Annotated in this window: 22 protein-coding genes and 1 pseudogene; 13 read left to right on the forward strand and 10 right to left on the reverse strand. The window is 34.7% G+C overall.

Annotation, left to right across the window (positions count from 1 at the left end; translation table 11 throughout):
* Nucleotides 1-85: 85 nt before the first annotated feature.
* On the forward strand, nucleotides 86-1,468 hold the full coding sequence (locus EDF66_RS10860; RefSeq protein ID WP_132842573.1) for a M20/M25/M40 family metallo-hydrolase: 1,383 nt from the start codon (nucleotides 86-88) through the stop codon (nucleotides 1,466-1,468).
* Between the two features lie 51 nt (nucleotides 1,469-1,519).
* On the opposite strand, the gene EDF66_RS10865 is transcribed toward EDF66_RS10860, so the two are convergent.
* A complete protein-coding gene (locus EDF66_RS10865) occupies nucleotides 1,520-1,900 on the reverse strand; it encodes a VOC family protein (RefSeq protein ID WP_132842574.1) in 381 nt (126 codons plus the stop codon).
* 861 nt (nucleotides 1,901-2,761) lie between these two features.
* Here EDF66_RS10865 and EDF66_RS10870 point away from each other — a divergent pair.
* The 4 genes and pseudogenes from EDF66_RS10870 to EDF66_RS10885 all read left to right on the forward strand — a co-directional run bounded on the left by EDF66_RS10870 (nucleotide 2,762) and on the right by EDF66_RS10885 (nucleotide 7,422).
* A complete protein-coding gene (locus EDF66_RS10870) occupies nucleotides 2,762-3,472 on the forward strand; it encodes a hypothetical protein (RefSeq protein ID WP_132842576.1) in 711 nt (236 codons plus the stop codon).
* A 120-nt stretch (nucleotides 3,473-3,592) separates the two neighbouring features.
* Complete coding sequence (locus tag EDF66_RS10875) at nucleotides 3,593-4,234, forward strand: hypothetical protein (RefSeq protein WP_132842578.1); 642 nt, start codon at nucleotides 3,593-3,595, stop codon at nucleotides 4,232-4,234.
* Nucleotides 4,235-4,238: 4 nt separating this feature from the next.
* Nucleotides 4,239-4,473, forward strand: a pseudogene (locus EDF66_RS10880) (acetyltransferase); the annotation flags it as partial.
* Between the two features lie 864 nt (nucleotides 4,474-5,337).
* Entirely contained in the window at nucleotides 5,338-7,422 is a 2,085-nt protein-coding gene (locus tag EDF66_RS10885) for a glycoside hydrolase family 97 protein (protein ID WP_207898595.1), read from the forward strand.
* 267 nt (nucleotides 7,423-7,689) lie between these two features.
* On the opposite strand, the gene EDF66_RS10890 is transcribed toward EDF66_RS10885, so the two are convergent.
* From EDF66_RS10890 to EDF66_RS10915, 6 genes are all read right to left on the reverse strand, one after another.
* On the reverse strand, nucleotides 7,690-8,166 hold the full coding sequence (locus tag EDF66_RS10890; RefSeq protein WP_132842580.1) for a hypothetical protein: 477 nt from the start codon (nucleotides 8,164-8,166) through the stop codon (nucleotides 7,690-7,692).
* A gap of 450 nt (nucleotides 8,167-8,616) precedes the next feature.
* Nucleotides 8,617-10,041, reverse strand: a complete 1,425-nt coding sequence (locus EDF66_RS10895; protein WP_132842581.1) for a serine hydrolase — start codon at nucleotides 10,039-10,041, stop codon at nucleotides 8,617-8,619.
* Nucleotides 10,038-10,481, reverse strand: a complete 444-nt coding sequence (locus EDF66_RS10900) for a MarR family winged helix-turn-helix transcriptional regulator (protein WP_132842583.1) — start codon at nucleotides 10,479-10,481, stop codon at nucleotides 10,038-10,040. The genes EDF66_RS10895 and EDF66_RS10900 overlap by 4 nt, the downstream gene beginning before the upstream one ends.
* A 211-nt stretch (nucleotides 10,482-10,692) precedes the next feature.
* On the reverse strand, nucleotides 10,693-11,412 hold the full coding sequence (locus EDF66_RS10905; protein ID WP_021187782.1) for a DUF2071 domain-containing protein: 720 nt from the start codon (nucleotides 11,410-11,412) through the stop codon (nucleotides 10,693-10,695).
* Between the two features lie 192 nt (nucleotides 11,413-11,604).
* Nucleotides 11,605-13,806, reverse strand: coding sequence for a TlpA family protein disulfide reductase (locus EDF66_RS10910; RefSeq protein ID WP_132842585.1), 2,202 nt, complete (start codon nucleotides 13,804-13,806; stop codon nucleotides 11,605-11,607).
* Between the two features lie 105 nt (nucleotides 13,807-13,911).
* Nucleotides 13,912-15,048 (reverse strand): hypothetical protein, encoded by a 1,137-nt coding sequence (locus tag EDF66_RS10915; protein ID WP_132842587.1) that lies wholly within the window; start codon nucleotides 15,046-15,048, stop codon nucleotides 13,912-13,914.
* 195 nt (nucleotides 15,049-15,243) lie between these two features.
* Between EDF66_RS10915 and EDF66_RS10920 the strand changes: the two genes are divergently transcribed.
* The 4 genes from EDF66_RS10920 (at nucleotide 15,244) to EDF66_RS10935 (ending at nucleotide 19,411) form a co-directional block, all read left to right on the forward strand.
* Nucleotides 15,244-15,747: a YfbM family protein gene (locus tag EDF66_RS10920; RefSeq protein WP_132773622.1), complete on the forward strand. Its 504-nt coding sequence runs from the start codon at nucleotides 15,244-15,246 to the stop codon at nucleotides 15,745-15,747.
* A gap of 243 nt (nucleotides 15,748-15,990) precedes the next feature.
* Entirely contained in the window at nucleotides 15,991-18,204 is a 2,214-nt protein-coding gene (locus EDF66_RS10925) for a sensor histidine kinase (RefSeq protein WP_132842589.1), read from the forward strand.
* Nucleotides 18,197-18,826: a response regulator gene (locus tag EDF66_RS10930; RefSeq protein WP_132773625.1), complete on the forward strand. Its 630-nt coding sequence runs from the start codon at nucleotides 18,197-18,199 to the stop codon at nucleotides 18,824-18,826. Before EDF66_RS10925 ends, EDF66_RS10930 begins: the two co-directional genes overlap by 8 nt.
* Nucleotides 18,827-18,937: 111 nt before the next feature.
* Nucleotides 18,938-19,411, forward strand: a complete 474-nt coding sequence (locus EDF66_RS10935; RefSeq protein ID WP_132842591.1) for a hypothetical protein — start codon at nucleotides 18,938-18,940, stop codon at nucleotides 19,409-19,411.
* 591 nt (nucleotides 19,412-20,002) lie between these two features.
* Here EDF66_RS10935 and EDF66_RS10940 read toward each other — a convergent pair.
* The 3 genes from EDF66_RS10940 to EDF66_RS10950 form a co-directional block, all read right to left on the reverse strand.
* Complete coding sequence (locus EDF66_RS10940) at nucleotides 20,003-20,959, reverse strand: alpha/beta fold hydrolase (RefSeq protein ID WP_132842592.1); 957 nt, start codon at nucleotides 20,957-20,959, stop codon at nucleotides 20,003-20,005.
* Nucleotides 20,960-21,022: 63 nt separating this feature from the next.
* The gene (locus EDF66_RS10945; protein WP_132842594.1) at nucleotides 21,023-21,763 is read right to left on the reverse strand and encodes a class I SAM-dependent methyltransferase; all 741 of its coding nucleotides are present in this window, start codon (nucleotides 21,761-21,763) and stop codon (nucleotides 21,023-21,025) included.
* Nucleotides 21,764-22,302: 539 nt separating this feature from the next.
* The gene (locus EDF66_RS10950; RefSeq protein WP_132842682.1) at nucleotides 22,303-22,470 is read right to left on the reverse strand and encodes an ORF6N domain-containing protein; all 168 of its coding nucleotides are present in this window, start codon (nucleotides 22,468-22,470) and stop codon (nucleotides 22,303-22,305) included.
* A 301-nt stretch (nucleotides 22,471-22,771) separates the two neighbouring features.
* Here EDF66_RS10950 and EDF66_RS10955 point away from each other — a divergent pair, with 301 nt between their 5' ends.
* The 4 genes from EDF66_RS10955 (at nucleotide 22,772) to EDF66_RS10970 (ending at nucleotide 26,657) form a co-directional block, all read left to right on the forward strand.
* The gene (locus EDF66_RS10955; RefSeq protein ID WP_132842596.1) at nucleotides 22,772-23,113 is read left to right on the forward strand and encodes a hypothetical protein; all 342 of its coding nucleotides are present in this window, start codon (nucleotides 22,772-22,774) and stop codon (nucleotides 23,111-23,113) included.
* Between the two features lie 176 nt (nucleotides 23,114-23,289).
* Nucleotides 23,290-23,751: a hypothetical protein gene (locus EDF66_RS10960; protein ID WP_132842598.1), complete on the forward strand. Its 462-nt coding sequence runs from the start codon at nucleotides 23,290-23,292 to the stop codon at nucleotides 23,749-23,751.
* 76 nt (nucleotides 23,752-23,827) lie between these two features.
* Nucleotides 23,828-24,256, forward strand: a complete 429-nt coding sequence (locus EDF66_RS10965; RefSeq protein ID WP_132842600.1) for a hypothetical protein — start codon at nucleotides 23,828-23,830, stop codon at nucleotides 24,254-24,256.
* 202 nt (nucleotides 24,257-24,458) lie between these two features.
* Entirely contained in the window at nucleotides 24,459-26,657 is a 2,199-nt protein-coding gene (locus tag EDF66_RS10970; protein WP_132842602.1) for a S41 family peptidase, read from the forward strand.
* The last annotated feature ends 135 nt before the right edge of the window (nucleotides 26,658-26,792 follow it).

A 26,792-nucleotide genomic window follows, 5' to 3' on the forward strand; every position in this document is an offset into this window, starting at 1 on the left:
TATAAAATTGAACGCCAAAGGAAAAGAAATACCCGTATCCTAAAAAAAATAACTATGTTTATTCCATTGAATACAAAATAAACGAATGAAACGAACAGCATTACTAACCTTACTTTCTATTTCCACCTTTACCACTGCAGTTTTTGCACAGCAGGATTCCATGATGTTAGATAAAATCTATCATGAATCTTTCTATCAAGGACAAGCTTACGACAATTTGCACTACCTCACAAAACAGATCGGCCATCGTATTGCCGGATCACCTGCGGCTGATAAAGCTGTAGTCTGGTCCAAAAGCCTGATGGAAAAACTTGATTTCGACAAGGTATACCTACAGGATGTAAAACTCCCTTATTGGGATCGCGGTCCAAAAGAAAAAGCCTACATAGTAGGTTCAAAGGAGTCTCTAAATATCCTCGCGTTAGGAGGTTCAGTAGCCACTCCATCCAAAGGGATAACAGCCGAGGTTATTGAAGTCCAATTGTTAAGTGATCTGAAGAAATTTGGTGACCAGGTACGTGGAAAAATTGTTTTCGTCAATAAACCATGGGACGAGTCTATCGTAGAAACTGGTGTTGCATATGGACTCAACTCAAGTCAACGAAGCCGCGGTCCAGCTGAGGCTGCTAAATTAGGAGCAGTAGCTTACTTATTTCGATCTTTATCATCATCCACAACTGATGACTATCCCCATACAGGAGGAACGGGTTATGTCAAAGGAATCGATAGTATTCCTGCTATGGCAATATCTGCGACTTCAGCCATTAAGTTGAGTGAAGCATTAAAAACCAATCCTCACACAAAAGTTTATCTGGAACAGCATTCCGCTTGGAAAGGAATGGTGCAGACACACAACGTTATTGCAGAATGGAAAGGTGCAGAATTTCCTGATAAGATTATCACGATCGGTGGACATATTGATTCTTGGGATGTAGGAGAAGGGGCACACGATAATGGAACCGGTACTATGGGGACTTTAGATGCGATACGTACTTTGATGGCATTAGGATATAAGCCTAAGCACACCATCCGTTTAGTATTTTATATGAACGAGGAAAATGGAGTGCATGGTGCATCAACCTATGGACAGGTCGCTAAAAATAAGCGGGAACAGATTGTTGCCGCAATAGAAAGTGATGCTGGTGGGTTTGCACCTAGGGGTTTTGACATTAAAGCATCTGCCGAAAGTGTTGTGTGGATGCAACAACATTGGAAGCCTTTATTTGAACAGAAATTCTGGGTATCACGTTTTTTACAGGGAAGTCCGGGAGTAGATTCAGGAGTCTGGGGACAGCATTTTCCAAATACCGTAATGTTCAACTTTAGACCAGATCCGCATCGTTATTTTGATCTGCACCATACGGCAAAAGATGTCTTTGAAGCCGTCGATAAACGAGAACTGCAATCAGGAGTAGCGGCTATTGCCTCTTTGCTGTATTTAGTTGATCAACAGATAGAACAGCTGTAAGAGCTAAACAATAAATAGAAAGGGAGCCAAACTGTAATATGGCTCCTTTTTTTAGTTGATCGTTTGGTGTAAAGCAATTCTATTCCCCTCGCTATCTTCAAACTCAGCAACAATAAAACCAAGTAAATCATTTATAGTTTTTGGATATAATATTTTTCCACCTTCCGAAATAACTTTTTCAAGTGCTGCATCCATATCTTGCGTCTTAAAATAAATAATAACACCCTGTTTGGTAGGTGTATAGGCATCACCTTTGGCCAGTGCTCCAGAAATACCACCACTAGCTTCCTCAAAAGGAAAAAGGGACATTTCATAACCATCGATGATTTCTTTTTCGAATTTAAAATTGAATACTGCAGTGTAAAATTTCTCCGCACGATTTAGATCATGGACTGGAATTTCAAAGTAGATCACTGGGTTTGTTTGGGACATAAGGGTATTTTGTTTGGTAATATATTATTGTTCTTACTGATTTGAAGAAGGGGCAAGTAGCACTGTTTTAATTTACCTGTAGCAAAATTAAATGCTTTAGTAGAGATTTCATCCAATTGGTCAGTAAAAGGACTGTGCAAAGCCAACATTAACATGATTTGTATTGAAATGTATTTTTTTTATAAAGATTCTGCATGGATGTTTTCTAAATTTTTAATGACCAATTTAAAATAGCGTCCATAACATCGATCCAATACGGTTTATCATTGCCCTGCTTATTGTTGATCTCAAAAACTGTAAATTCAATATTCACAATTTTGTTTTTTTGAGCAATGGCTACTTAAAATAAAAAAGCAGATAAAAGCAGAGTTTTCATTTAAACACATATTGGATTATCTGTCTAAGATAATAGTTTTTCCAATTTTTTAATTCATATTGTTTAACTAATATTGATCATGGAACTTTTTATAATTACGACTTATATTGATTTTAAATATTTCTCTCGAGCAATACTTTTGAAATTGGAATATTTTCAAACTAGGTTCTAACGTAAGGGTTAAGGTTTTTGATAATAATCAAAATGAGATATTCGAAATGCTATTTTCTAAATTGAGCAAGTAAGCATAAGGTTATTTAATAAGTGATAACATATAATCCTCTTGTCAAAAACTAGTTTAATTATATTAATTTTATAGGACAAAGTTATGCCTCTGAAATAATCAATTGAGCAACTTAGCATTTTAAAGATCTTGTATACACACGAGACACTTGATCTGGTTTGGGAAAATATACGATTTTGCAAAAAATCAAATTCTTTTTCGAAGCCAGGTTAAGATATTATAATTAATAACTTTATTTCAAATGAATCAAAAATATCTACTTACATTACTTTTGCTTACATTAAGCCATTTTACCTACGCACAATTTGCAAAAATTATTGATAAAGATGGCTATGTAAATGTGAGGAAGCAAGCGACAATTACGAGCGACATCGTTTCAAAAATCAATACAGAGGAGATTGTGTATGCATTTCCCGATGAAAAACTGCGAGATTGGGTTATTGTTGACTATACCGATCGTCAAAATGAGAATATTACTGGATATGTACACCAATCTAGGATTAAACTAATCGAATCCTATGAAAAGATCCCAATTAAATCCTTTAATGATAGCATTGCAAAATTTATATCGAAAGATGTTTCTCTGGAAATTAAGTCAGAAAAATTTGATTACAAAAAAAATAAAAGATACTTTTCATCGACAAAATATGAGGATTATATCGTTGAAGACAAATTCAAAGGGCAACAGGTCTGGGGCACAGATGGTACAGTTCCTGCAAGCCATTATACATCCATAACAGCTACGATAAAAGGAAGAAATATCCAGATCCCAAAAAAGGAAATTGAGAACTTATTTAATGTAAATAATGAGTTTGCAGGATGTTACTATGACAATCTAAATGATACTTTATACATCACTACTCTCAATGGTGATGGAGCGGGAGGGTATGTTGTATTGTTTAAGATAGAAAAGGGGATCTATAAAGCTAGAGTTGTAACAATGCCCTTTTAGCATAATCAGGGAAATTTCAGTTTTGATTAATACGCACAAACGACGTCAGGCATATAAAAAAATAAATAAAATAGGTAATCATACAAGTTGCGATACTTATCACTTCATTAACCAAATAAAATGAATAACATCAATAAATATTTTTACCGCTCTTTTATTTTCATTTTAATTTCAGTCCCGACGCATGTATTCTCCCAAAGTATTAAAAATAAAAACAAGTATACTTACGAGGTAAGAGAAGAAAAGGGGGACTTAAATCACGATGGTAAAATCGATAGAGTAACTGTAAAAATGGATACTATAGATGAAACCAGGCCGTTAAGATTGCAAATTTTCTTATCTCAACCTAACGGAAAGCTAGCTTTGACGGCATCCTCAGATAAAATTATCGAACCTCAGTATCCCACCGAAAACCACGGCAAGTTTAATGGCTATCAAATTCCTAGTTTCTTTATAGAAAATGGAATATTAAAAATGTGGAGCGAAATTAAAGGTGGAAATATTACCTACCACTTCAAATATAAGAAAGGGAATTTTGAATTGATTTATGTCGATAAGCTTATATACAGTGCTACCAAAGGTTATATTGATGAAAATACGATATTCACAGAAACTAAATTTGACTTGATTACAGGTATTAGAACCGAATCTGATGAAAAGTTAGGATCTACTAAACCGCTGGCGGTTCGAAAAAAAAGAGTTTTAATAAGACCTTTACCCAAAATACAAGATATTAAATTTTCTGATAAAGATCTTTATTAATTATATAACAGTTTTACCCGGTATAAAAATAGGTGATGGTGCTATTATAGCTGCAAATTCTACCGTCACACGTGATGTGGAGCCCTATTCGATTTTAGGGGGGAAATCCTGCAAAACTCATTAAAATGAGATTCTCACAAAAGAAAGTACAAGAGCTTTTAGACTTGCAATGGTGGGATTGGGATATTGAAATGATAACCGAAAACCTGGAGTATCTTACTAAAAGGTTAGAAGAGTAAAAAGGGGCCTTGTCTCGGTTGGACTTTCGTTTTTCACTCTCCAAATTTCAGTCTCTATTTTTAGTTCAGATAGCCCTAGTGCTTATATTTAAGCGATTATAATTAAAAGTTGACCCGACTCTTTTTCTTCTCCTGAAGTCCATTCTTAAACGAAGGAATTTGGACTATCAAAAGTGAATATTCCAATTTTTCTATAGACTTCATTCACATCCTAATGCCAGATTTTTAAAAGAATACCATATATGTATCACAGATATTGTATTAGGCAAACAAACTCATTTCAGTAAAAAGCGGAAGCTAAATGAACATATATCTTGGGTATGTGCCATAGTGGTCAGTGAATATAAAAGCAGTAATAAAGATTTTTTCTATCTCAACTCTATCATAATAATGATACCTATTTGATGGTTTATAATTTAAAGGTTCTTTATGGTAATATAGCATGTACATGTAGCAATATTGACTTATAATATTATATAGATTTACAATATTATTGTACTACAATATTGCTTAAATACTGTATAGTTACCAATTAGATATCCGTATGTACATCTTATGGGTATATAATCTGATTTATAAATCTTTATCCTTTATTAAGGAAGAATGCATTACGCAGTTAACTGTTTTCGATGTGGAATCTGAAATTATGTTTGATAAAAAAATACAAAGATCAGGAGTTGGTTTCATTGTTGAAAGTAAGTGGGGGAGTCAACGATTACTCTCAATTTATGAAAAATTCTGAAAGGGTTTTTTCTTTCAGCTCTGGATTCGGAGTGTTAAAATGAAAGTGGAGAACTCGAGTGCTTATTTTCTGATGGATACGCGATATAAGGTCAGCTATAAAAGGAATCTGAAGGTATATGGATGAAGACCAAAATTTATGTAACTCCGAAAAAAAACAAAATCGTACATATGACCAATACAACCATTAAGGCCGTAGGCCTGCTTTTCAGCAGTACATTTCTATACGGCTGTTTACATGCACAAAATTACACATTAAGCTCACCACAATCGATTTTAGATGAAAAAGAAATTGCAGCAGGAGTACTCAGACTAAATGTAGAGATCTTAAAAGATGATATTCGTTATGCTGTTGAATACAAAGGTCAGCCAGCTATTTTGGCTTCTCCCTTAGGTATGGTGGTAGATAACCAAAACATAGCGAGCGATGTTACCATATTAAATGTTAAAGATACGCAACATGACGAAACTTATAAGAGTCGTGGCAATCACGAATTCAATCGCGATCATTATATCGGTAAGACTTTCGAGCTGAAGCATAATCCAACCGGTCAGGTTTTCTATTTAGATACCCGCGTTTACCCAAACGGTATAGCGATCAGATACCGCCTTGAAGCAAAAGAATCCCGTGCTATCTATGATGACAAAACAACCTTCCAATTTCCACAGGGTACCAAAGTATGGTATTCCAGCGGACCCTTTCAGTATGATTGGTTGCAACAGTATCAGCACCGTGATCTAGCAAAGATCGAAGGTGAGCTATTGGCACCGCCACCTACTTTCTTATTACCCAATGGCGTTTATGCCTCCATTACAGAGAGTAATCTGTTCAATTTTCATGGGGCTGTCCTGTTCGGAACAAAAGCCAATCAAGTCAAGTTTGGTTTTGTGGAAAACAAAGGACATGTGGTTACTGGAGCTAAGATCGGACTACCGTCCAGTCAATACTGGCATGAGAAAGTGACCGGACTTCCCTGGATCGCAAAACCAAATACCGATTCGAATGAAATCGTATCTCCATGGCGTGTGCTGACCATCAGTTCGGATCTGAACGGCCTAGTTAATAATGATATGGTCAGCAATGTTGCCGATAAACCAGATCCAAAGCTTTTTCCTAAAGGCATGGAGACCGAGTGGATCCATCCAAGCCGTTCCATTTTCACCTGGTTACGGGAAGGGGGAGAGGAACGGCTAAGTGTGGAGACTCATAAAAAATATATTGACGATTCCCCTGCTTTGAATATTAAATCGCTGGTTATAGACGATGGATGGGAAAAATGGGGATCAGAGAAAGGAAGCACTAAAAACAAATGGCAGCTGTTGCAGGAAGTCACAGACTATGCTACAGCAAAAGGAATAGATATCTGGGTGTGGAGACCCGTAGCACCGCGTTATGGCAATGGTAGTGACATCGGCCTAAATTTACCCTCAGAACGTCGTGCATTTATGAGGAAATGTGCAGAAATAGGGGTCAAAGGCCTAAAGATTGATTTTTTCCACACGGAAAATGAATACACCGTTAACCTAATGGAAGACATCTTGAAAGATGCAGCAAAAGAAAAACTGATGGTCATTTTCCACGGCGTGAATAAACCGACTGGAGATTCGAGAACCTATCCCAATCTTCTAGCAAAAGAAGCAGTAAGGGGTTTAGAAACCGTTGGCGGAGAAAATTCATGGGCTCCAGGACCACCGTGGCCATATCACAATACCGTTATTCCTTTTACACGTTGGTTAGCAGGGCCTGCAGATTATACCCTGCTCAATTTTAGAGCCTTTTGGCCAGGAGGAACGAGCTATACGCATCAGCTGGTTTCCATGTATATCATGACTTCACCATTTTTGATGTTTGCAGCAGATATTGAAGATCTGCAATCTTCTCCAGCGCGGAGTTTTATTGAAAGTGTTCCTGTGGAGTGGGACAAAACAATTGTTTTGCCGCAGAGTACTATTGGAGAATTAGCGGCATTTGCAAGAAGAAAAGATGATCTCTGGTACCTCAGCGTGCTACATGGTGAGGGAGTCAGATCAGAAACTTTTTCACTTGACTTTTTGCCCAAAGGCAAATACAAAATGGAACTCATTCAGGATAATACAGATGATGCCAAGAAAATCATAATCAAAACATCAGTGGTGACATCTAAAAGTAACATTAAATACGATTTTATATCGGGGGGTGGTTTAGTCGCCCGTTTTATCCGTCAATAAATTTAAATAAAGCGTCCGTTATATAACGGACGCTTTATTTTGTGCAAAAACAAATTGATTTACCTGTCTTAATAACTTTCGTAAGAAAGAAAATATTACCCGAAAGGTGATAGATTAAAAAATGATAATCCGTTTTAAAATATAGCCGATTGAAGCCACATGTATGCACTTTCAAAGTACCATTTCCAGTTTCATGTTAGCATTTAATTTTGACAGTTTTTGTGTTGCCTGATAACTTTCCTGAAAAGTATGCCTTTCATGGCAGGATTAATTTTGCAAATCTGCAGTATAAACCACTAATTCCAAATCTTTGTTAAAGGTAATAAAAGAAAAATCTGTGCTTATATTATTACTGTTATAACGGATGATTTCGGCCGACTCGAAGTCACTTAATGCTAACGCATAACTTGGATCTTTTTGTACCATTAATACATTCTTGTAAAACAATACATAACCCAAAAGGGGTAAGTGCGTGTTCATTTGACTGTTCAGATAGTTTGTGTAGAAAACGATTGAGCGTTCGTCACTAAAATCTACTTCAAAATCCACACGTTGCTTAGTAACCAAAATGCCTTCATTTCCGTGAACCGGAACTATAGCAATCGGTTCTGGATTGCCAGTTAGCATCGCCCAATCTGGAAGTGCATAAACAAATTTGTCGCTGTAATCAGCTTCTATTTTTTGTTTAGCGAAAGCGATTCCCTTTTGGATGATCGTGGGATCAATGTCATTAAATCTATTCATATCATAGTGCTATTTGTCTAAAAATAGTATTCTTTCTGATTTTCACTTTCTTTTTGCGTTACTTTGTGCAGCTGCAGGTCTTGCTGTTAACACAATCGTAATGAAAGTATTTTTTATCATCTACTTAAGTTTGGATAGGAAAATCAGAGATGTTTTCTACAAAATTACAGAGAATGGCTCACCTAGATTACCCCTCGAATCAGGGATATTGCAAAGAAATGTAGGAGGCTTAACTTAGCGCAAAGTTCTTCCTCTAATTTCAGCTCATGAAGTAAAATATTTTTTAGAGATACTTACAGAAAGAAATCAATTGGTTGCGTAAATGTTTCGGCTTTATTTATATAGAGCCCCGAAGGGCTCTATCATTTCATCAAGAAGAATTATTTATGATAAAGTAATTAACTGCTGTTAATTTTACAGCTTGCAGAAGTTGGAGTATTACGTTGTATTTTACTTTATCAATTCTTTTAACTTTTCCTTTGCATTCGTGTTTTCCGTGTTTAATGCTAAACTTTTTTTATAATTTTCAATAGCTTTTTTAAGATTACCGTCTATCATATAAGCTTCTCCTAAAGAATCGTAAGCTTCATACGATTTCGGAAAAGATAAAATTTCGAGTGTGAATACGTCTATTGCTTTTTTATATAAACCTCTTTTAATCATCTCGTACCCTTTGGCATTCAGGTCGGCTTCAGATAGTTCTAATTTTGATTCTTTTATAAGAATTGCAGCTTTATCAAGACCCTTATCCAAACAAGTGTTGATCACTTTTTTTGTATAAAAATAAATATCGAGCTTTGGTGTTGAACCTGCAATTGTTTTTTCAATAAAAAAACGAGCATCTAAAAATCCTTGATCCAGGTCTTTATTCGTAAGTAGAATTACAGTATAATTTTGTTTGTCAAATATCCGCCATTCAGCACCAACACCAAAATGTCCGCCACTGTGGCCGTATATTCCAGATCCTTTTGCTCCTGCAAACTGCATTCCGTATCCATACCAACCATTTTCAGGTTCCTTTTTCATAAAATCTGTATACTTAGCATTTAAGAGCTTATTATTTTTAAATGCCAATGCAAATTTATACAGATCATTTATGGTGGTATAGCCTCCTCCCGCAGAACTACCCTTGACAGCACTCATAAAAAATGTTTTTTGTAATTGGTTTGGATAAACATCCGAGAGTGTATAGTTTTCTGCTTCATTTTCTATAATATGGTCAATATCAAAATTGCCCGTATTTTGCATGTTTGCTTTAGCGAAAATATGCTTTTTAATATAATCTTCATAAGGCATTTTACTCACAGTTTCTATAATTCTACCGAGCACAATATAGTTTGTATTCCTGTAAGAGAATTGCTCATTCGGCTTAAATTCCAACGGTTCATTTTCATATAAATCGCTAAGGCTTTCTATTGTTCTAAATTTTACTTTAGAAGTATTCAAAAACTTATCAGAATAAAAATAATCAGCCAGCCCACTTCTGTGTATGAGTAATAATCTAATTGTGATAGAATCTCTTGCGACCTTATTTGGATAATTTGGGAGAAATTTTCCAATAGGATCATCTAAGGATAATTTTCCTGCTTGGATTAATTGGAATATAGCAACTGCTGTGAATGATTTCCCTATGGAAGCATAAGAAAACTTTGTGTCCGTATTATTTTTGACTTTGTGCCCCAAATGCGCGAATCCATAAGATTTCTGCACTAAAACATGATCATCTTTCGCTATTAAAACAGCACCGCTAAAACCGCCTAAAGAATCCAGATAGCTAACAATCTCCCTTGCTTTAGTGTTTTGCGAAAAAACGGTTTTATTATTTGTACAAGAAAATATAATGGTGACAACTAATAGTTGGATACATTTTTTCATTTCATAGATGTTTTACAGTTTTGGGTAATTTTGTTTAATATTTCAAATAATTGTTTTAATTCTTGTTCTGACAATGAGTTTAACGCAATCTCTCTATTTTTCTTTATAACAGGATTTAGTTTTTTAATGATTTCTTTACCACTAGGTGTGATTTTTAACTCCGATTTTCGTTTGTCAGCATCGTCAATAGTCTTTGTTAGATAGTTTTTGTTTATCATCAACTTAATTATTCGGGTCATTGATGCATAATCCTTAAAAACTAAATCGGCAATTTCAGATTGACTTTTATCCTCTCTGTCAATGATAATTAGAATCAAAGCTTGGTCCACAGTAATTGTTGGAACTATACTAGATATATTCTGTTGACATAATCTACGATAAGCTTTTATAGTTTCTTCAATGGAGTATAATACGGTGTTAGTTGGAGTTTCGAATTTCATATTTACTTGATATATCAAACAAATATAATTATTTATTTGATATATCAAGTAATTGTAGAAGATAAGATCACGTAAGTGTTAAGTATATCTATGAATGGGGTTATTCATTATTATCTATTCGAGATTGATTTAATATAAACAAAATTTGATCAAAGTATCACGCTTTTTAAAAGCTTGTAAATCAAGAATATTTTTAATCTCTTAATAAGTGTTAGCAACATTGGTTGATAGTTTTCAATGATTTCCATTCGTGTTCAATGTTTTCCATCAATAAAGCGTTGTCAAATTGTATTGAACCCGTTGGAAAGATGTCTTTATTTTCGAAAAAACTTGATTTTACATTTGCTACTTCAAGCGGTTTAACTTCCCAATTATACGTTTCAAGTTTTAGACCGTCAAAATTTTTTCCATTAGGGGAGTAGCCAACAGATCCGTTCTCAAAAAATGCTGAAACATTTTCTATAGTTTCAAATATGGAGTTATCGTTTAGCTTATGGTTCAATTTTGCGTCAATCTCAATTATTGTATGATCAGAACTCACAAAGTCAATGTGAAAATGATTGTTTTGCTCTTTCACATTAAAGTTTGCTAAATAATGCTTTCCTGGAAATATTTTTCCTCCAACAAGTGCGTTTAGTTTTAAAGATGTATCACGCCTTGGAATATAAACACCTTCTTTAGTTTTACCATTTTCATCCCATTCAACAGCAATTCTATGAGCTCCGTTTTCAGAATTTACGCCGATGAAATTCGGAAGTCCTTTTGGTTTGATGTTTTTAAGCCTTATCAGGCAAATGCCAACTATTGCTTTTCCTTTATAAAGCTTTGGCCGAAAAGGTTTTGGTAAAATTTTCTCGACAAACTCCGGCTCAGCAACATAGTTTACTAATATTCGTCTTTCAATTATTCCGTGAATTGTTGGGATTCTCATTTTATATTGCGTGTTTTGATACCATTACTACTAATATTAATTAGTTTATAAACCAAGATCTATTGGTAAAAACACCACGTAGTTACACTTAGTTTTAACTTGTCCGTTAGAATTGAAAGCAACAATAAGAAATAGGGGTGTTAAAGTATATAGCCATTTTAAATATGACAACTATAAGACTATTTCATCTGTTTATAGCTTACTTAATTCCAAGACTAAACTTTCCCAGTCGAATCCAAATTCTGTAGGAATCAGTTTCCCTTCTGGTGTAAGGATGTATTTGCTTGGATATCCACGGACTTTATAATTTTGTTCTACTTTAGAATCGGACATCAGTACCGGTATTTCATAATTATTGTTCGTTAAAAAGCGTTGCACTTTTTCTTTTGTATCGCTACAGGCAATGCTCATAAAATTAATTTTGCTCATTTTATCCTGCTTTAGTTCCAGGTAATACTTGTTGAGTTTTGGCATTTCAGCAACACAAGGGCCACACCAGGTACCCCAAAAATCGACGACGGTCCATTTTCCAGCCAATTGCGCGGATGAAAATTCTTTATCCTGCATATCTTTTAGCAAAAAGGATGGTGCATCTGCAAGTTTTGAAATAATCTCTTTCTTGAAAAAATCATTGAAACTGCTCTCAGCATAATTTTCTCGATAAAAAGATGATAAGCTTTTAAAACTACTCGCCGGATTATTCAAAAACTCTTGTATATAGTTTTGAAGAGCCACATCCTTTTTACCCCTCTTACTTAATAACACCATATAATCGTCACTGTAGTTTTCTTTTGATTTCAAAAAGACGCGGTCATAAAAAGTTCCATATTCCTTTTCAGCCGAATTTTTTGGAGAATAATAGGCCGCTTTTTCCAAAAACAGGAGCGCGTGATCTTCTTGGTCTACTGGTGTCTTTTCATACGCCAGATAATATGCATAAGCTAAATGAGCTTTTTGTAGGAAACGTTTCTTATTTGCCTCGTCTTCATACAGAGCTGTAATTTTATCGATTATTATTTGCATCGTCTGTGCATCATATCTACCATGTTCAGAAAGGATCTTCTGAATCAAAAGTGCATACCGACTGGCATTTCCTTGATTCCAGTAATCATTATCCATATCGAGCACTTCATTTTGGATTTGCTTAAGGCTATCTATATTCTGAGTCTGCATTGCCTTTGCCCATAAGTACATTGGTCTAGCCGCCACTCGCTCTCTCTCGCTAAATTGATTGGCAATAAGATCGAGCTTTTGCAGAGCTGAACTGTTTAGAGACATGATGTATTGACTTAGCGTTTGTTGTAGATATTCGAATAGTTGCTTATCATTCAGGAGTGGTATGATTTCCTTAAAGTCATTGTCTGAGATATTATCGAATGAAACTTTGTTGCTCAGATGGTACGTCCCGGCCAGCAACTTTGGAGATATGGATGATAAAGCATCATAATACTGCTTATCTCGAAAGCTTTGCAGATGTCCCAGTTTATTTTTAACGTAATCACGATTTCCTGCATATTTCGCTTCGTATAGCTCTATATACCGTTGTAATTTAATACTATCTGTTTTATCATTTGTATTTATTGCATTGCTCCAATAGCTACCTTTTACGAGCATATCATAATAATCATTTTCAATCGCAGCTGCAGTATATTTGCTCGCACGTTCTATTGAACTGGAAGAGTGGCCGTTTATCTTTTTGCCATTCGCATCTAAAAATGAATAGTTAGCTATTCGATTTTCATCTCGTACAAGGTGGGTTTTAGGATCAAAGCTGGTACTTCCTTCCGTTGTTGAAGAGCTGTCGCTTTGCGAATAGTTGACGGCAATTTCAGACTTATTCTGTTTTACCATATGGTATACTAGGCCATTTTTTGTGATATCAGATTTCTTCAATGCATTTTCATCCGAAGATGATAATGCCGCAAAATAGAGAGATTGCAGCAGGTTACCGTATTCTGAAAATGTATTGGTTAAGGCATTTTCAGCAATATCATCTTTAATTTCCCATGCAGTAAGTTGCTGTCTTATCTCATCCTTCCATTTCAGCGTATCTATGCTTATTACTCCCTTATTGACTGTAAATTGCAAAGGTTTTGTCAAACCATAGATGTCGGAGATCGCGGCTGTCGAAGCCAAGAAATTTTCCCCTTTGTTCAGGTCTTCAGTAGAAAATATACGGTCTCCATTTTTACTTTCAAAACCAGTTACGCGCAATTCCATAAGATCACCTTGGCTGGCTACCTTCTTTAGTTTTATTAATGCTATATAATAGGTTTTTTCATCAGCATTTCGGTTGTAATTGCTGTTTTTTTTTACGATATAATGAACGGTTGGCTTCTTTTGTGCCACAGCCACTTGTACACATAAACTGACCACTAAGAGTAAGTACTTCATCGGTTAATTGGTTAAATTACTCTAATGTAAGAAAATTAATTGAAGTAGTTATTTACCAAGTAATTTTTAATTACTCTAGTGGCGTAAGTTTTCTTTTGAGCTTATTTAATGATTTTGTTTACCTGTTTTTGGGGTCTTAGTTAGTTCTGGAATGAAAACCAGATAGTCATAACCTTTTATAATTCTTTCCAGCGTTAAATCCTCCACTTTAAGCTTCTTTTTAGAAATAGCTTGTTTCAGAGGTCTTAAATCATAGGTATACCAATTGTCATCTTTCACAACGGTTAAGAAAGGTTTATATTCGTCTAAATCAGCCAATGTTTCACCTTCACCCTTTCCGATAATCATAATATGCAATGAGTTGCGGTAATTTGCCTCTTCAATATTAGACACTAGGTTTCCAATATCAAATACTTCCATTAAACTCTCTCCTTTAGGCATGTGATTAGCACCATATTTGAATAGATTCTTTTTGTCTTTCCATTCAGGGAGTTTTTCAAGAATCAAGTGTTTCAAGTATTGAATTCTTAAAGGATGAATTCGATTTAAATAAAGTTCTTTGCTTAATTGGAGTGCTTCAAGTTGCTCTTTTTCGTTTGCTGATAAATTTAGAGCGCTCAGTGCGTCCAATTTAGCCTGACAATCATCAGAGAACAAATAGAATGTGGTGTTGTGTTTTGTGTCATAGGCAGCCGAATTAGCGATCATCTGCTTATAAATTTCTATTGCTTTATTATTTTTGGATTTTTTACTCAGTTCAGAAAAGAGTAACTGGTCTGAAAATAAACTAATTTGTTCAGCTCCATATATCTTGATGTTCTGCTGAAGTATGTTTTTATACAAATCAAACTCAGCCTCACCTTGTAAAAAAGATAAAGCAGAACCGTTTTCATTGCGGAATTTGTCCAGTTCAGCAGGGGATAAGGATTTAATTTTTGTTGATATGGTATTGATTGTATAGGGATCAATTTCCATAAAATAGTTGTCGAACTTAATACTATTTACAATCGCATTTGTGAAGTAAGGGATTTCACTGGTGAAATGGTATTCGCCCAATAATACAGAATTGTTTTTGCTGATTTCACCCTGAAGGGTAGTCCATCCTTTTCCTTCGAATGCGTTGCTATTATTTTTTTTAAAAGTGGAATAGTTTTTTTGAATTAAGCTATCCATTAGTGAGGTTTGCGCATAACTGAAATTGGCAATAAAAAGGCTAAGAATAAGTAGTTTGGTTTTCTTCATATTTTTTTTAGAAAGATACAACATATTGATAAAATATATCACTACTTTTCATCGATGCATTTTTTTTTTAAAACAGGTTGATAAGATCAGGTTGTCAATCTTTTTATTAACTAAGTTTTAGTCAAAGTCAAAGTAAAGTTGAAATATCAAAACTCTTTGCTTTAGAATAAAATTAAAATTAGTTAATTTTATTGGATGGGAATAATACAACAATATCTACGGATAGACCAAAGTACTTTACTGCGTTATCTTGATAACAGTCAGCTATTGGAAGATGACCTTTTTTCTACTTCTAATTCTGAAAAAACAAACCTATTAGACATCGGTAAAAGCTGGGATGGCTTGTTTTACGTTGTTACAGGTGAACCCTTAAATAATTACAAAATAGTGCCCCCACCTTTGCAATGGCTAATATTTGGTCCCAATATACTTGACGTGGAACAGGATATGGGATATGGCCCTGCGAAATACCTTACGTCACCCCAGACTGAAGAATTATTAGAAGCTGTGAATGACATCTCTGAATCCTCTTTATCAGATCGATTTGATGCCGAAAAAATGAATGAGGAAGGTGTTTATCCTGAATTTTGGGAAGATCCTGAAGCGCTAAATTATCTGATTCAGGAATTCCGAAAATTGAAAGAATTTTTGCAATTAGCGGTAGCAGAAAATCAAGCTGTGATTACCTTCCTTTGTTAATTTTATTTTAAGGGCCAGAAGCTATATCAGCATTTTTCTCGCCGCTCCGAACATCAATAAGTACAAGATGCTGTAAAAATAATAGCAAATCGAATGGAATATCTTATTATTGTTTAACTATTTTGTCTTTTTACGAGCATTTCAACGGTCTTTTTATATTTTGGTTTAATTATAAATTGTTAAAGAAAATATGATTATAAAAAGATGTTGTTCCTGTCCTAAATCTTGCTTTCAAAAGCAAACATGAAAATCTGTACAGTGAAGAAGTATTTAGTATTAATTTTAGTGATGTTTTTCTTCGGGAAGATTAGTGCTCAGAGTGCTGTTGAAACCGCTGCAAGTGAATATCATCAGGTCGCTGAAGGCAGTGAGCAACAGCTATTGTTGGCGGGCAAATATGCGCATGCACTTTTTTTTAATGGTCAGCAAAAGGAAGCGATGGTGTTGCTGCAAAAAAATATAGCTAGAGCATCTAAAAAGCTTGATGGACAATACGCCGCACAGCTGTGTGGTATTGCCGCAATGAACAGCAAGATACTAGAAGATAATACATCCGCTAACAGATATCTCGCGCAGGCTAAAATATTTGCAAAAAAAACCAAAGAGCTGAGCATTAAAGGATATGTGTCGTATTGTGAGGGTTGGATGCATGCGAGGAATAATCAGGAGCAACAGGCGATCCGATGCTTCCAGAACGCTTTAGTGTTTTACGATCAAGCCCCTCAGACAGATATCGTTATATCTAGAAAAACTGCAATTTATAAGGAGCTATCATCGATCTATTCAAACTGGAAAACATATGACTTACAGGAAAAATACGCTAAACTTACTCTGGAAGTCGCTAAATTAAGAAATAGACCCATGGATATTTTTGACGCTTACATGTCTATGGGATATAATTATCAGGAGCACTACATCAATCAGCCCGAAAATGAGCATCTTCGTAACCAGTCTGAAAGTTATTACCTCCAAGCTATTAAATTCTATGAAAAGAACAGCTCAACAATGGCTGTGCCCTCTGACTTATCTTTTGCAGCAATTAACCTGGCCAATCTGTATTTACAGTATTATCCGGCGTCCTATAAAACAAAATCGCTCCAGTATGCGCAACAGGGACTAGAAGTTGGACAAAAAACAGAACAATATGCCCAGGTAGCTTCGGCTTATGGAATAATGGCAGAATATAGCATGAAAGAAGGTGATACAGAAACCGCAAAAAAATACCTCCTTGCTTCATTAGCCGCGCTCATGAAAGATACTGTAATAGAAAATACGATTGCCCTTAGCTTATATCAAAAGCTCGCAGAGGTATATGAGACAGAAGGTCAGTATCATGAAGCCTATCATTACTATAAACAATATGTCAAGCTCTACGAAGAAGTTTTCAATGCAAATAAAATGGAACAGGGGCGCAGATTAGAAGCGCAGTTTGAAAAAGAGAGACAGCAACAACAGTTGATAAGACTGCGATTTGAAGCCGAAAAGAGAAAACAACAAATCTCGTTGATGCATGCGCATAATAAGGCGCAGCTGCAGGATTTGGAAAACTTAAAATTAAATGAAGAAATTCAGCGTCAGCAGATAGAAGTTATCCAGCTAGAGGCAGATAACAGAGGTAAAGAACTTAAACTTTCACGTGTTGAGATACAGCAACGGGCAGCACAACTTAAAACTTCTCAAAAAGAACTTGCATACAAATCAAAAATAAATTCAGTCTATTTTTTCCTTATCCTGACATTTATCATAGCTGCCATGTTGATCTATTATGCTTATCGCCAGCATCTCAAAACATTAAAACAGAAAGAAAGCCTACAGGTTTTGGTCTCCATGTTGGGGGGGCAGGAAACCGAACGTTCACGTATAGCCAGAGATCTTCATGATGGATTAGGCGGTATTTTGTCCGGGACAAAAATCACTTTATCCGGTCTTACGCTATTGAATGAGAATGATTCCAGTAGAAATACACTGGGTAAATCTTTAGATCAGCTCGATGTTGCTGTAGTCGAGTTGCGCCGCATTGCACATAACCTTATGCCTGAACTATTGGATAAATATGGCTTAGAGGAAGCTCTTAAAGAATATGCTGAACGCATGAGTAACGATGAGCTTGAGATTTCCAGCCAATTTGTAAAGTTGGAAGCCGACCTTTCAAAAGATAAACAAATAGTCGTCTACAGAATAATCCAGGAGCTGGTAAATAATGCGGTGAAACATGCTCAGGCTTCACAGATTATAGTGCAACTGTCGCAACACAATGATCATATCCTGATCACTGTGGAAGATAATGGAAAGGGCTTTGATCCGCATCTTGCAGATGGAAAAAAATCAACCGGAATACACAATGTACAGTCTCGCCTCGAATTTTTAAGCGGGAAGATGCATATTTATTCCCGTACCGGAAAAGGTACAAGTATAGAAATAGAGTTTCCGATAAATAATAATCCTTATTATGGTTAATATAGTAATTACTGATGATCATCCGATGATGCTGGAAGGTTTAAAAAATATTCTAGAGGCAGAACCCGATTTTAAAATTTTGGATTGCTTTACAGATGGTAAATCAACACTCGAACGGATTAAACGGATTAATCCTGATATATTATTGCTTGATATTAATCTTCCTGATACGAATAGTATAGAGTTAGTCGCCTTATTTAAGAAACGGTGCCCACACATGAAGATTGTTGCTATCAGTGTTCATAATGAATACGCTGTTATTAATAGTATGATCACACAGGGTGCGGACGGATATATCCAAAAGAATGCTTTAGGACCGGAGATTATAGCGGGTATTCGGAGCGTGTGTCAGGGAGAACTTTTTTTGTGCGCGAAGACTAAGTTAAAAATGAGTAAGAAAGACAATATTGGTCTTCAAAATGTACCTAAGCTCACGCGCAGAGAGAAGGAAATATTAATGGAAGCAATCAAGGGATCAACTACCGTTCAAATCGCCGAAACTTTATTTATCAGTCATCATACAGTTGAAAGTCATAGAAAGAATCTCATCGAAAAATTTGAGGTGAAAAGCATAGCATCTGTCATCAAACTTGCACTTGAATATGGTATTCTTCGTGACTAAGGGCCAAAAAACCACTACATTCAGGGATTTGCTGAAATTTTTTCATCCTTTAAATTTGTTTATCCTTCAGAAGAGGTTTTAACAAATTATCAACACAAAAAATAAAAAGAGATGAAAAAAGTGATTTCAGGAAGTGCTGCTTTAATTATGTTCTGCACACTTTTAAGTTGTGGCCAAAAGAAAGATGCAGTTGCCTATAACAATGAACTGATGACGATTATCAACAGTGAAGAGGTACATATTAGCGAAATGAACAGCGCAATGCAGTCAAAAAAATATGATGAAGCAGAAAAAGTAGCCCTAAAATGGGACCAAGCTGTAAAAGAAGACATTAAAAAGGTTGAAAAAATTGGCGATTTCAACGGTGATGACCAGTTGCAGCAAGCCATTCTAAAAGGGTTGAAAGGTTATGGTAAAATTGTTTCAGAAGATTACCCAAAACTGATTAATATTAGAAAGAGTACTACCCAAGATCCGGTGGTAGAACAAGGATTACTGGACAATATTAATAAGGCATTTGAAGATATGGCAAATGGTGTCAATGTCGCTTCAGATAAATTTGAGAAAGATTACGCCAAAAAATAGGTGGACATAAGAATAAATAAAATAGCCGGTGATGGAGATCACCGGCTATTTTCGTATAAGTGCGTTAATTTTGAATGCATATGTTTATTAAGGACCACGTCATGACATGTGGCTTTTTATGTTAGTATCCAGTGAAACAGAACGAAGTGTTGATGAAATATTTATAATAGTCGACTAACTGTCCTTGTTCATCTCTGTAATAATGAATGTAAAGATTATAGAAGTAATTCCATCAATAAGCATTGGTTAATGAGCGTTTAGAGCAAGACTTTCTAATTATAAACAACTGCTTATCGTTATTTAGTTGAAATATGTTAATTACGAATCAACTTAACCAGCCGACCAGAATAACTTTTAGAGAAAGAGCTTATCGACCAACTTTGCGTTTTAGGTCAACATGAGGTCATCCTCAAAGATGAAGGTGATCTATTTACCAATTTCAAAGAGAAGCTGAGGGTGAAGCCGAACTGGATAAAGTATTCTTTATGCTTAAAAATATGTCTACGTTAAAGACTTTGCCAGGGATTATGAATTCCGAAGTATTTGAACGCTTCTTTCAGTTGGCCGCAACAAATTGCAGTTATATTTTGCTCAATTATTTTGTTTTCCTAAAAACGACTCAAGCTCTGCTGCAATTCGTTTCGATTGAGTGTGATGTAGATAATGAGAACCGGGCAATAAGATTAGTTTGCCCTTATCCACGCTGTTGGCTTGCTCTTGGTGCAGTTCTGTCCAGCCTTTGACAGCCGAGTTTTCGTCTGCAAATAATAAAACCGGCAAATCTTTCGGGAAAGCTAGTTTTTGTGCATCATTAAAACTATTACTCAATGATGTAGCTTCTCTGCCCAAAGTACTGTTTCCGGTCACTTTCATCGTAATCATGTGCTTTTGTTCAAAACGGTGTGCTTCTGATTCGTCTTTAGGTTTTTCGTCACCGAAAAACTTAAAAAATGCACGCATTACACCTGCTTTAGCTAAAAAATCCAAAGGTGCCGAATTATAACCCGGCCAAGGTTGTGTTGGCACGCTCGTATCAATACCTACAAAAGCGGTTGCTTTACCTGGATATTTATTGATATATGCTAAGCTGTAAAGCCCAGCAATGGAATGCCCCATTAGTATAAAACGATTTAGATTTAATTGCTTCACCACTTCGTGGATTTCTTCCGCCATATTATTCAAATTGCGTTCACGATTTGTTTCACTGCTCAATCCATAACCAAAAGGTTCAATCGTGATCACTGTATATTTTTTGTCTAATTCTCTGATTAATGGTTCAAAATCCAATCTTGGGCTTGCCGTTCCAAATCCGGTGAGTAATACAATCGTGTCTGCACCTTGTCCATCTATTGTCGTATTTATTGTACCGTCAAAAATTTTTATTTTTTGACCATAATCTTCAATTTTATCGGCTTCGCTGCTTAAATTGATTTGATGAATCACAAATGTCGCAAAGAGTAAAATAGCGATTATCACTACAATTCCGATGATTGATTTCAATAATATTTTTGATATTCTCTTGATGAGCGAAGGACGGTTTTTATCCATTTTTTTTAATTTCGTTATGTGCACTATCAAAACAGGTTACTGACAATAAATCTTTAAAATCATTTAAGATTGATTTATTCTTTTGCCACCTAAAAAGATCATTTCTTCACTTTTATTAGTATATGGATTTAATTGCCAGTCCCCATACAAATGTTTGACAGTTAATCCTGCTTGATCAAGTAATGAATAGATTTCTTCTTTCTCAGGGAAAGATATTTGAGAAGAAGCAACCCACTTTTTATCAGTGTGCAAAATCTCATAAAAAGTTTGGTATGTTATAATTTCATCATTCGCTTCCCAATCATTCCATGCTTTTATGATTCCGTAATTAGGATGCTTAAAATATCGAATCGAGTCTTTTTCTCCCCATGTAGTCCATTCTTGTACTAATGGATTTCGACTATCAAAAATGAAAGTTCCATTATCTTTTAAGTGATTCTCGATATTTCTCAAGAGTTTTAAACGGTCATTTTCAGTTAAAAGTGTTTGGAAACTATGACCCGACAAAAAAATGAAATCAAACTTTTTATCAAACGAAAATTCTGAAGCATTAGCATGAATCCAATTGATATTTGATGTTTTTTCCTTCGCTATCGTTAACATCTCTACAGATATATCCAAAGCGTATATTTCTTTACACTTACGGATAAGCTCGCTTGCTAATGTACCTGTGCCGCAGCCAATATCTAAAACGCTATCATCTATTTTTACGAAATTACTAATCACATCATAACTCTCTGACCATGGATTATCATAATCATAGAATTGCACCAAATTTGAATCCTGGTATAATTTATCATTCATTCTTTTTTAATTTACAACCTAACATCAGATTTTTGAAGCAAAAATAAGATATATTTATACAAATGTTGCATTAGGAAAACAAAGCCGAAGCTTCGCCACCTATTCGCGCGCTGTTCGGGAAGGCTTCAGGCAATGTCTACCAAAAGTATGCTGTTTGTCTATTGTTTGCCTACCGGTTGTCTACATAATCGGTATAGGATTGATACACTTTGCAGAGAAATGATACTGCAGATTATGTAAAGGTAGGATGAATGATTGTATTCAGATTGGACCGTTATTATCTTTCGGAGTTTGTGGGAATACTTGTCTTTTGTGAAACCAGAGACTAGAGTTCAAGCAATAGACAAGCATGGATTATTGGAAATAACGATTATTGGCGCTCAATATTAAGTATAACTGCGATCAAGGGCTTAAAAGCTACTGGAGAGTATCTCAATCCATTAACTCGTATAAGTAAGTTTCAATGCATATGTTTAGTAAAGGCCACATCGAGCGATGTGGCTTTTCTTTTTTAATAAAAGTTTATTGCGTTATTGAAATCATAAGGTGCCAATTTGGTTCTTTAAGATATGGTGTTCATCTCTAGTTAGTTCAAATATGAAGTCCGAAGGAAAATGTTTTAAGTTTCTGCTTACTTGCCTTTTTAATTGTACTTTGAACTGAGAGATTGCTTTAGCATATATTCGACAAATCTGATTGGAATTGATTAGTTTTGGGTATAGTACGTTCGGGTAATATTACAGATTTAGCTCCTTTAAATTTCCCATTTCTTCAAAGCGTTTATCATTAACATATAAAAGTGATTATGCCAGTTATGAAAATATAGTAATTCAAAAGCACGTAATTCAAGTTTATGGTTATTCTGACATTACTTCAATAAATCTTGAACGTATTTAATAAACCTATAAGTTTATCAAGTTTTTAGAAATCATTAAAATCTCGACAATGAAAAAAAAAATTATAATTTCTCTAATTATTCTTGTTTCGATCTCTTTTTTCGTTTTTGAGATGAAGTATGATACAACGATATATTTGGGAATGGCCTCTCCAACTGCTGATGGGCAAAGTATTGATGTAGAGGTTGTAATAGATGGAGAATTGATTAAAAAGGATAGCATTAACAGTAATCCATATAAATTTAATATGATAAAAAGGAAATTGGGTATTGGTTTTCGAAGAGTAGAGATTATATCAATAAAAGCTAATGTATACAGTAAAGAGACTTTATTAATATTCCCTAATCAGTTTATTCTTATGGAATTCCTTCCTGCATGTGAGATGAACAAAGAAATTATCTATCCACCACGATTTCATATAGCGAATGGATTTAATCCATTTTATTATGAGTAGATAGTGATAATTTGTGTGTATTTAGAGCAGGTAGATGTAAAATAGAAAAAAGTGAGATATTCTCAGAATTTCAAACATACACTTATGGATAAGTTCATTTATAAATGCTCCAGCACTCGCGTAAATGCAACTAAAAAACGAGCTGATAAATCGAAGATTTTAGATAATTTTAAAATATGAAGTTTAGTATCAGTTTAACTACAGATAATAGGTCACAGGCTAAATCGGGTTTGATTATTGACCTTTCTGATAAATTAACAATATTTTTTGCAGATAGAATTTATGGGGATAGTATACAACATTATATTATTGGATTCACTTGTGTTTGCACACCAGAAGGTATTAAAAATTTATTCGTAAAGAAAAAACCTGTTTATTTTTTTGATAAAATAAGTACGAATAGATTTACAGGAGAAAAAATTAAAATGTTTAGGTTGTTTATAGATCATATCACGATAGAAGAAGAAGAGTATGAAGATTTTGTTTCTGGCAGTGATGCCGATAGTTTAGAACTAGTTAAAAACAAAATTTTGGAATCTTTATCAAATTTAGATAAGTTGACCAAGTCTGTAAAAGATTTTGATAAACAAAAATTCAAATATGATATGAATATTATTCTAACTTCATTTGCAGATTAAGTTGGCACTTCGTAAATCATTAATACTAAATTACAGCACATTCTTAAAAAGACAATAGTTTAAGCAGCATAATTATATGACACAGGTAAATAGAAATTTATTGTTTTATCTTGCACTTTCTACCAATGTATTAATAATTGGTTGCGTAGGAGAGGAGGATACATTCCGAAGTAAAGAGCTTATTTCAAGTAAAGGAGAAAAACTATACATTAATACACTTAATTGGGGTGTTACGGATGATTATCAATTTACGATGGTCACTAAAGATATGAATAAGTTAAAGAGTAGATCTGATACATCGGATGCTATAAAAGGCATTGAACCATTTATTTATAAATTTAGTGGTGATACCTTATTTCTCTATGCTAAGAAAGAGATTAAGATTGCTGTTCAAGATAGTTTCAAAACTATAAAAATAATATGTGAGCAAGTTGATAATAGTGATTATAATAATTTAACATACAAAGCAGGAAAAGGAGTTGAAGGATACCAATTAATTCCTTAATGCTATGATTCTTCGATTATTGGAGAAAATGAATGGCTAATCTCAAATTTCTTCTCCTTTTAATAACTGCCTGGTACCAGACTTTCTTATAATAGGAACGATACGTTGTAAATTTATTTAGGAGCCTATTGATTTATAGTTTTTTAACATATCTGAAGATAAATTTTTAATATGTTTGGATTAACATTATAAACTATCTCAAATGAAGAAAATTATTAACCTTTTTGGTTTAATCTTTTTTGTGTCTATTATTTCTTTTGCACAGAATCTTAGATCATCTTATAACCTAGAGTTTAACGACATTCATATGAATGTTCCAAAAGGCTGGAAGGTAGTTGAAGGAAAAACAGATGCATTACATTTTGAAACGGATAAAAGTCGCTCTCAATTTCCTGTATTAAAAGTCAGTAGCAACGTTGACACTAGGGAAGAAACAAATGTTTTGCAAATGGAAATTCCAGATAATTTACTGGGAAAGGAGTTGAGTTTAGAAGCTGATATCAGAACGCAAGATATGGGTGAAAATGGATCAGTTGGATTTTTCCTGAGCATTCAACCAAAAGTCGGTCATGAAAATATTAGAGAAGATTATAAAGGCAGTAATGAATGGACGCGGCACATCATTTCCGTTAAAATGAGTCCTAAAGAAACAAAAAAGATTATTTTAGGATTGTATCTTTTAGGAAAAGGGACAGCTTGGTTTGGTAATTTGAAATTGAAAGTTGATGGAGAAGATTATTCAAAATCAAAGATCTATCATCCACAAATAGCTTCTGATTCGATTTACGTTTTTAATTCACATGTTTCACCGTTTGATATAACAGCTCAACGATTAGATCGTTTAAAGACAACAGCTCAAATATGGGGATTGATCAAGTATTTTCATCCTGCTGTGGCAGAGGGGAAATGGGATATGGATACTGAATTATTTAAATTTTTGCCAGTTGTCCTTGAAGATCAGACAGAAGTCCAATTTGATCATAATCTTCAAAAATGGATTAGTGGTTTTGGGAACTATTCTACAAGTGTCAAGCCAGCAAGAATTAAAAACGATAATGTTAAAATGGAAGCCGATTTTAATTGGATAAACCGACTTCGATATTCAAAAAAATTAAAGGATAAGCTTTATGATCTAACTCTTGCTATTCGGTCAGAAGTGCATCAAAATATTAGTTTTTTTGAAGGACCTAATAACCCAGATATCAACGAATATAAATATGCAACCGTTTCTATCAACGATGTGGGGTTTCGTCTATTAAGCCTGTTTAGATATTGGAATATCATACAATATTATAATCCATACCGTTATTTGCTAGCAGATTGGGACAATCAGCTGAATACTTTTATACCACTTTTTGTCAATTCAAATTCAGCTGCTGACCTGGACCAGACCTATTTAAGATTATTTGCATCAATAAAAGATTCGCATGCATTTGGAAATTTATCAACTAATTATCATAGTTCGGTTTTTGGGGATCGAACAGTTGGATTTAAAATTAAAATGATAGAAAACAAAGCTGTTGTCACATCATTAGGAGCAGATAGTTTATCATTTGATCGTACTATACAAATTGGTGACATCATCACAAGAGTAAATGGCAGGTCAGTTTCAGATATCATTACTTCAATCAAACCGTTTATCGCGGCTTCGAATGAAGCGGTGAAACTGCGTGATGCTACACCGCGGATGTTACAAACAAGAGACAATAATTTAGATTTGAATGTCTCGCGAAATGGAGATGATCTTCAATTAATTGTCCCTACACGTGCTATTACTGATATCACTCCATTTATTGATCAAGATACCTCATCATATCGTATTATTGATAAGCATATTGGGTACCTAAATGTGGGTAAATTCAAAGAAAATCAGGTTTCAGCATTTTGGAATGATGCAAAAAATACAAGAGGATTAATTTTTGATTTCCGTCATTATCCCCAATCGGCAATTCATCGTGATTTTTCAAAATACCTTTTTCCATCAGAAAGAGAGTTTGTTAAGTTTGTTATAAATAAGGGTTTTACTCCAGGTGAATTTCGATTTGAAGGATCGTCCACTGTCGGGGAGGCTAATCCGAATTGTTATAAAGGTAAGATCATCCTACTTATAAATGAAGACACACAGAGTGCTGGTGAATTTCAAACCATGGCCTTTCAAACAATTCCAGGAGCTGTAGTTATGGGTTCTGTAACCTCAGGGGCAGATGGTAATATCAGTTGGATACCTTTGCCATTTGGATATAGAACTGCCTTCTCAGGCTTAGGAATTTATTATGCCGATGGAAGGGAAACTCAGGGAGTAGGTATTAGTCCCGATATAGAAGTAAAACCCACAATTGAAGGAATTAAGGTGGGTAAAGACGAATTATTGATTCAGGCTATAGCATATATCGAAGATTAGGGCGAATAGATTAAGTTTATAATTTACAAAGCTCTTAAATTGAGAAGAGGTGAAAAGAAGATGCCAATAAGTAAAATTCGAATGGCATCTTCTAATTTGCGAGATCCTTGTTTTTAGATAACCGATTACGAACTA

The organism is Sphingobacterium sp. JUb20, from assembly GCF_004342035.1.
Taxonomy (GTDB): domain Bacteria; phylum Bacteroidota; class Bacteroidia; order Sphingobacteriales; family Sphingobacteriaceae; genus Sphingobacterium; species Sphingobacterium anhuiense.

Excerpts from the sequence above, each read along its gene's own strand:
- EDF66_RS10915 (WP_132842587.1), bottom strand. The coding sequence starts at position 15,048 with ATGAAGAAAACCAAACTACTTATTCTTAGCCTTTTTATTGCCAATTTC.
- EDF66_RS10890 (WP_132842580.1), bottom strand. The coding sequence starts at position 8,166 with ATGAATAGATTTAATGACATTGATCCCACGATCATCCAAAAGGGAATC.
- EDF66_RS10875 (WP_132842578.1), top strand. The coding sequence starts at position 3,593 with ATGAATAACATCAATAAATATTTTTACCGCTCTTTTATTTTCATTTTA.
- EDF66_RS10885 (WP_207898595.1), top strand. The coding sequence starts at position 5,338 with ATGAAGACCAAAATTTATGTAACTCCGAAAAAAAACAAAATCGTACAT.
- EDF66_RS10895 (WP_132842581.1), bottom strand. The coding sequence starts at position 10,041 with ATGAAAAAATGTATCCAACTATTAGTTGTCACCATTATATTTTCTTGT.
- EDF66_RS10965 (WP_132842600.1), top strand. The coding sequence starts at position 23,828 with ATGACACAGGTAAATAGAAATTTATTGTTTTATCTTGCACTTTCTACC.
- EDF66_RS10960 (WP_132842598.1), top strand. The coding sequence starts at position 23,290 with ATGAAGTTTAGTATCAGTTTAACTACAGATAATAGGTCACAGGCTAAA.
- EDF66_RS10920 (WP_132773622.1), top strand. The coding sequence starts at position 15,244 with ATGGGAATAATACAACAATATCTACGGATAGACCAAAGTACTTTACTG.
- EDF66_RS10935 (WP_132842591.1), top strand. The coding sequence starts at position 18,938 with ATGAAAAAAGTGATTTCAGGAAGTGCTGCTTTAATTATGTTCTGCACA.
- EDF66_RS10945 (WP_132842594.1), bottom strand. The coding sequence starts at position 21,763 with ATGAATGATAAATTATACCAGGATTCAAATTTGGTGCAATTCTATGAT.
- EDF66_RS10860 (WP_132842573.1), top strand. The coding sequence starts at position 86 with ATGAAACGAACAGCATTACTAACCTTACTTTCTATTTCCACCTTTACC.
- EDF66_RS10930 (WP_132773625.1), top strand. The coding sequence starts at position 18,197 with ATGGTTAATATAGTAATTACTGATGATCATCCGATGATGCTGGAAGGT.
- EDF66_RS10870 (WP_132842576.1), top strand. The coding sequence starts at position 2,762 with ATGAATCAAAAATATCTACTTACATTACTTTTGCTTACATTAAGCCAT.
- EDF66_RS10900 (WP_132842583.1), bottom strand. The coding sequence starts at position 10,481 with ATGAAATTCGAAACTCCAACTAACACCGTATTATACTCCATTGAAGAA.
- EDF66_RS10940 (WP_132842592.1), bottom strand. The coding sequence starts at position 20,959 with ATGGATAAAAACCGTCCTTCGCTCATCAAGAGAATATCAAAAATATTA.
- EDF66_RS10905 (WP_021187782.1), bottom strand. The coding sequence starts at position 11,412 with ATGAGAATCCCAACAATTCACGGAATAATTGAAAGACGAATATTAGTA.
- EDF66_RS10865 (WP_132842574.1), bottom strand. The coding sequence starts at position 1,900 with ATGTCCCAAACAAACCCAGTGATCTACTTTGAAATTCCAGTCCATGAT.
- EDF66_RS10910 (WP_132842585.1), bottom strand. The coding sequence starts at position 13,806 with ATGAAGTACTTACTCTTAGTGGTCAGTTTATGTGTACAAGTGGCTGTG.
- EDF66_RS10955 (WP_132842596.1), top strand. The coding sequence starts at position 22,772 with ATGAAGTATGATACAACGATATATTTGGGAATGGCCTCTCCAACTGCT.
- EDF66_RS10970 (WP_132842602.1), top strand. The coding sequence starts at position 24,459 with ATGAAGAAAATTATTAACCTTTTTGGTTTAATCTTTTTTGTGTCTATT.
- EDF66_RS10925 (WP_132842589.1), top strand. The coding sequence starts at position 15,991 with ATGAAAATCTGTACAGTGAAGAAGTATTTAGTATTAATTTTAGTGATG.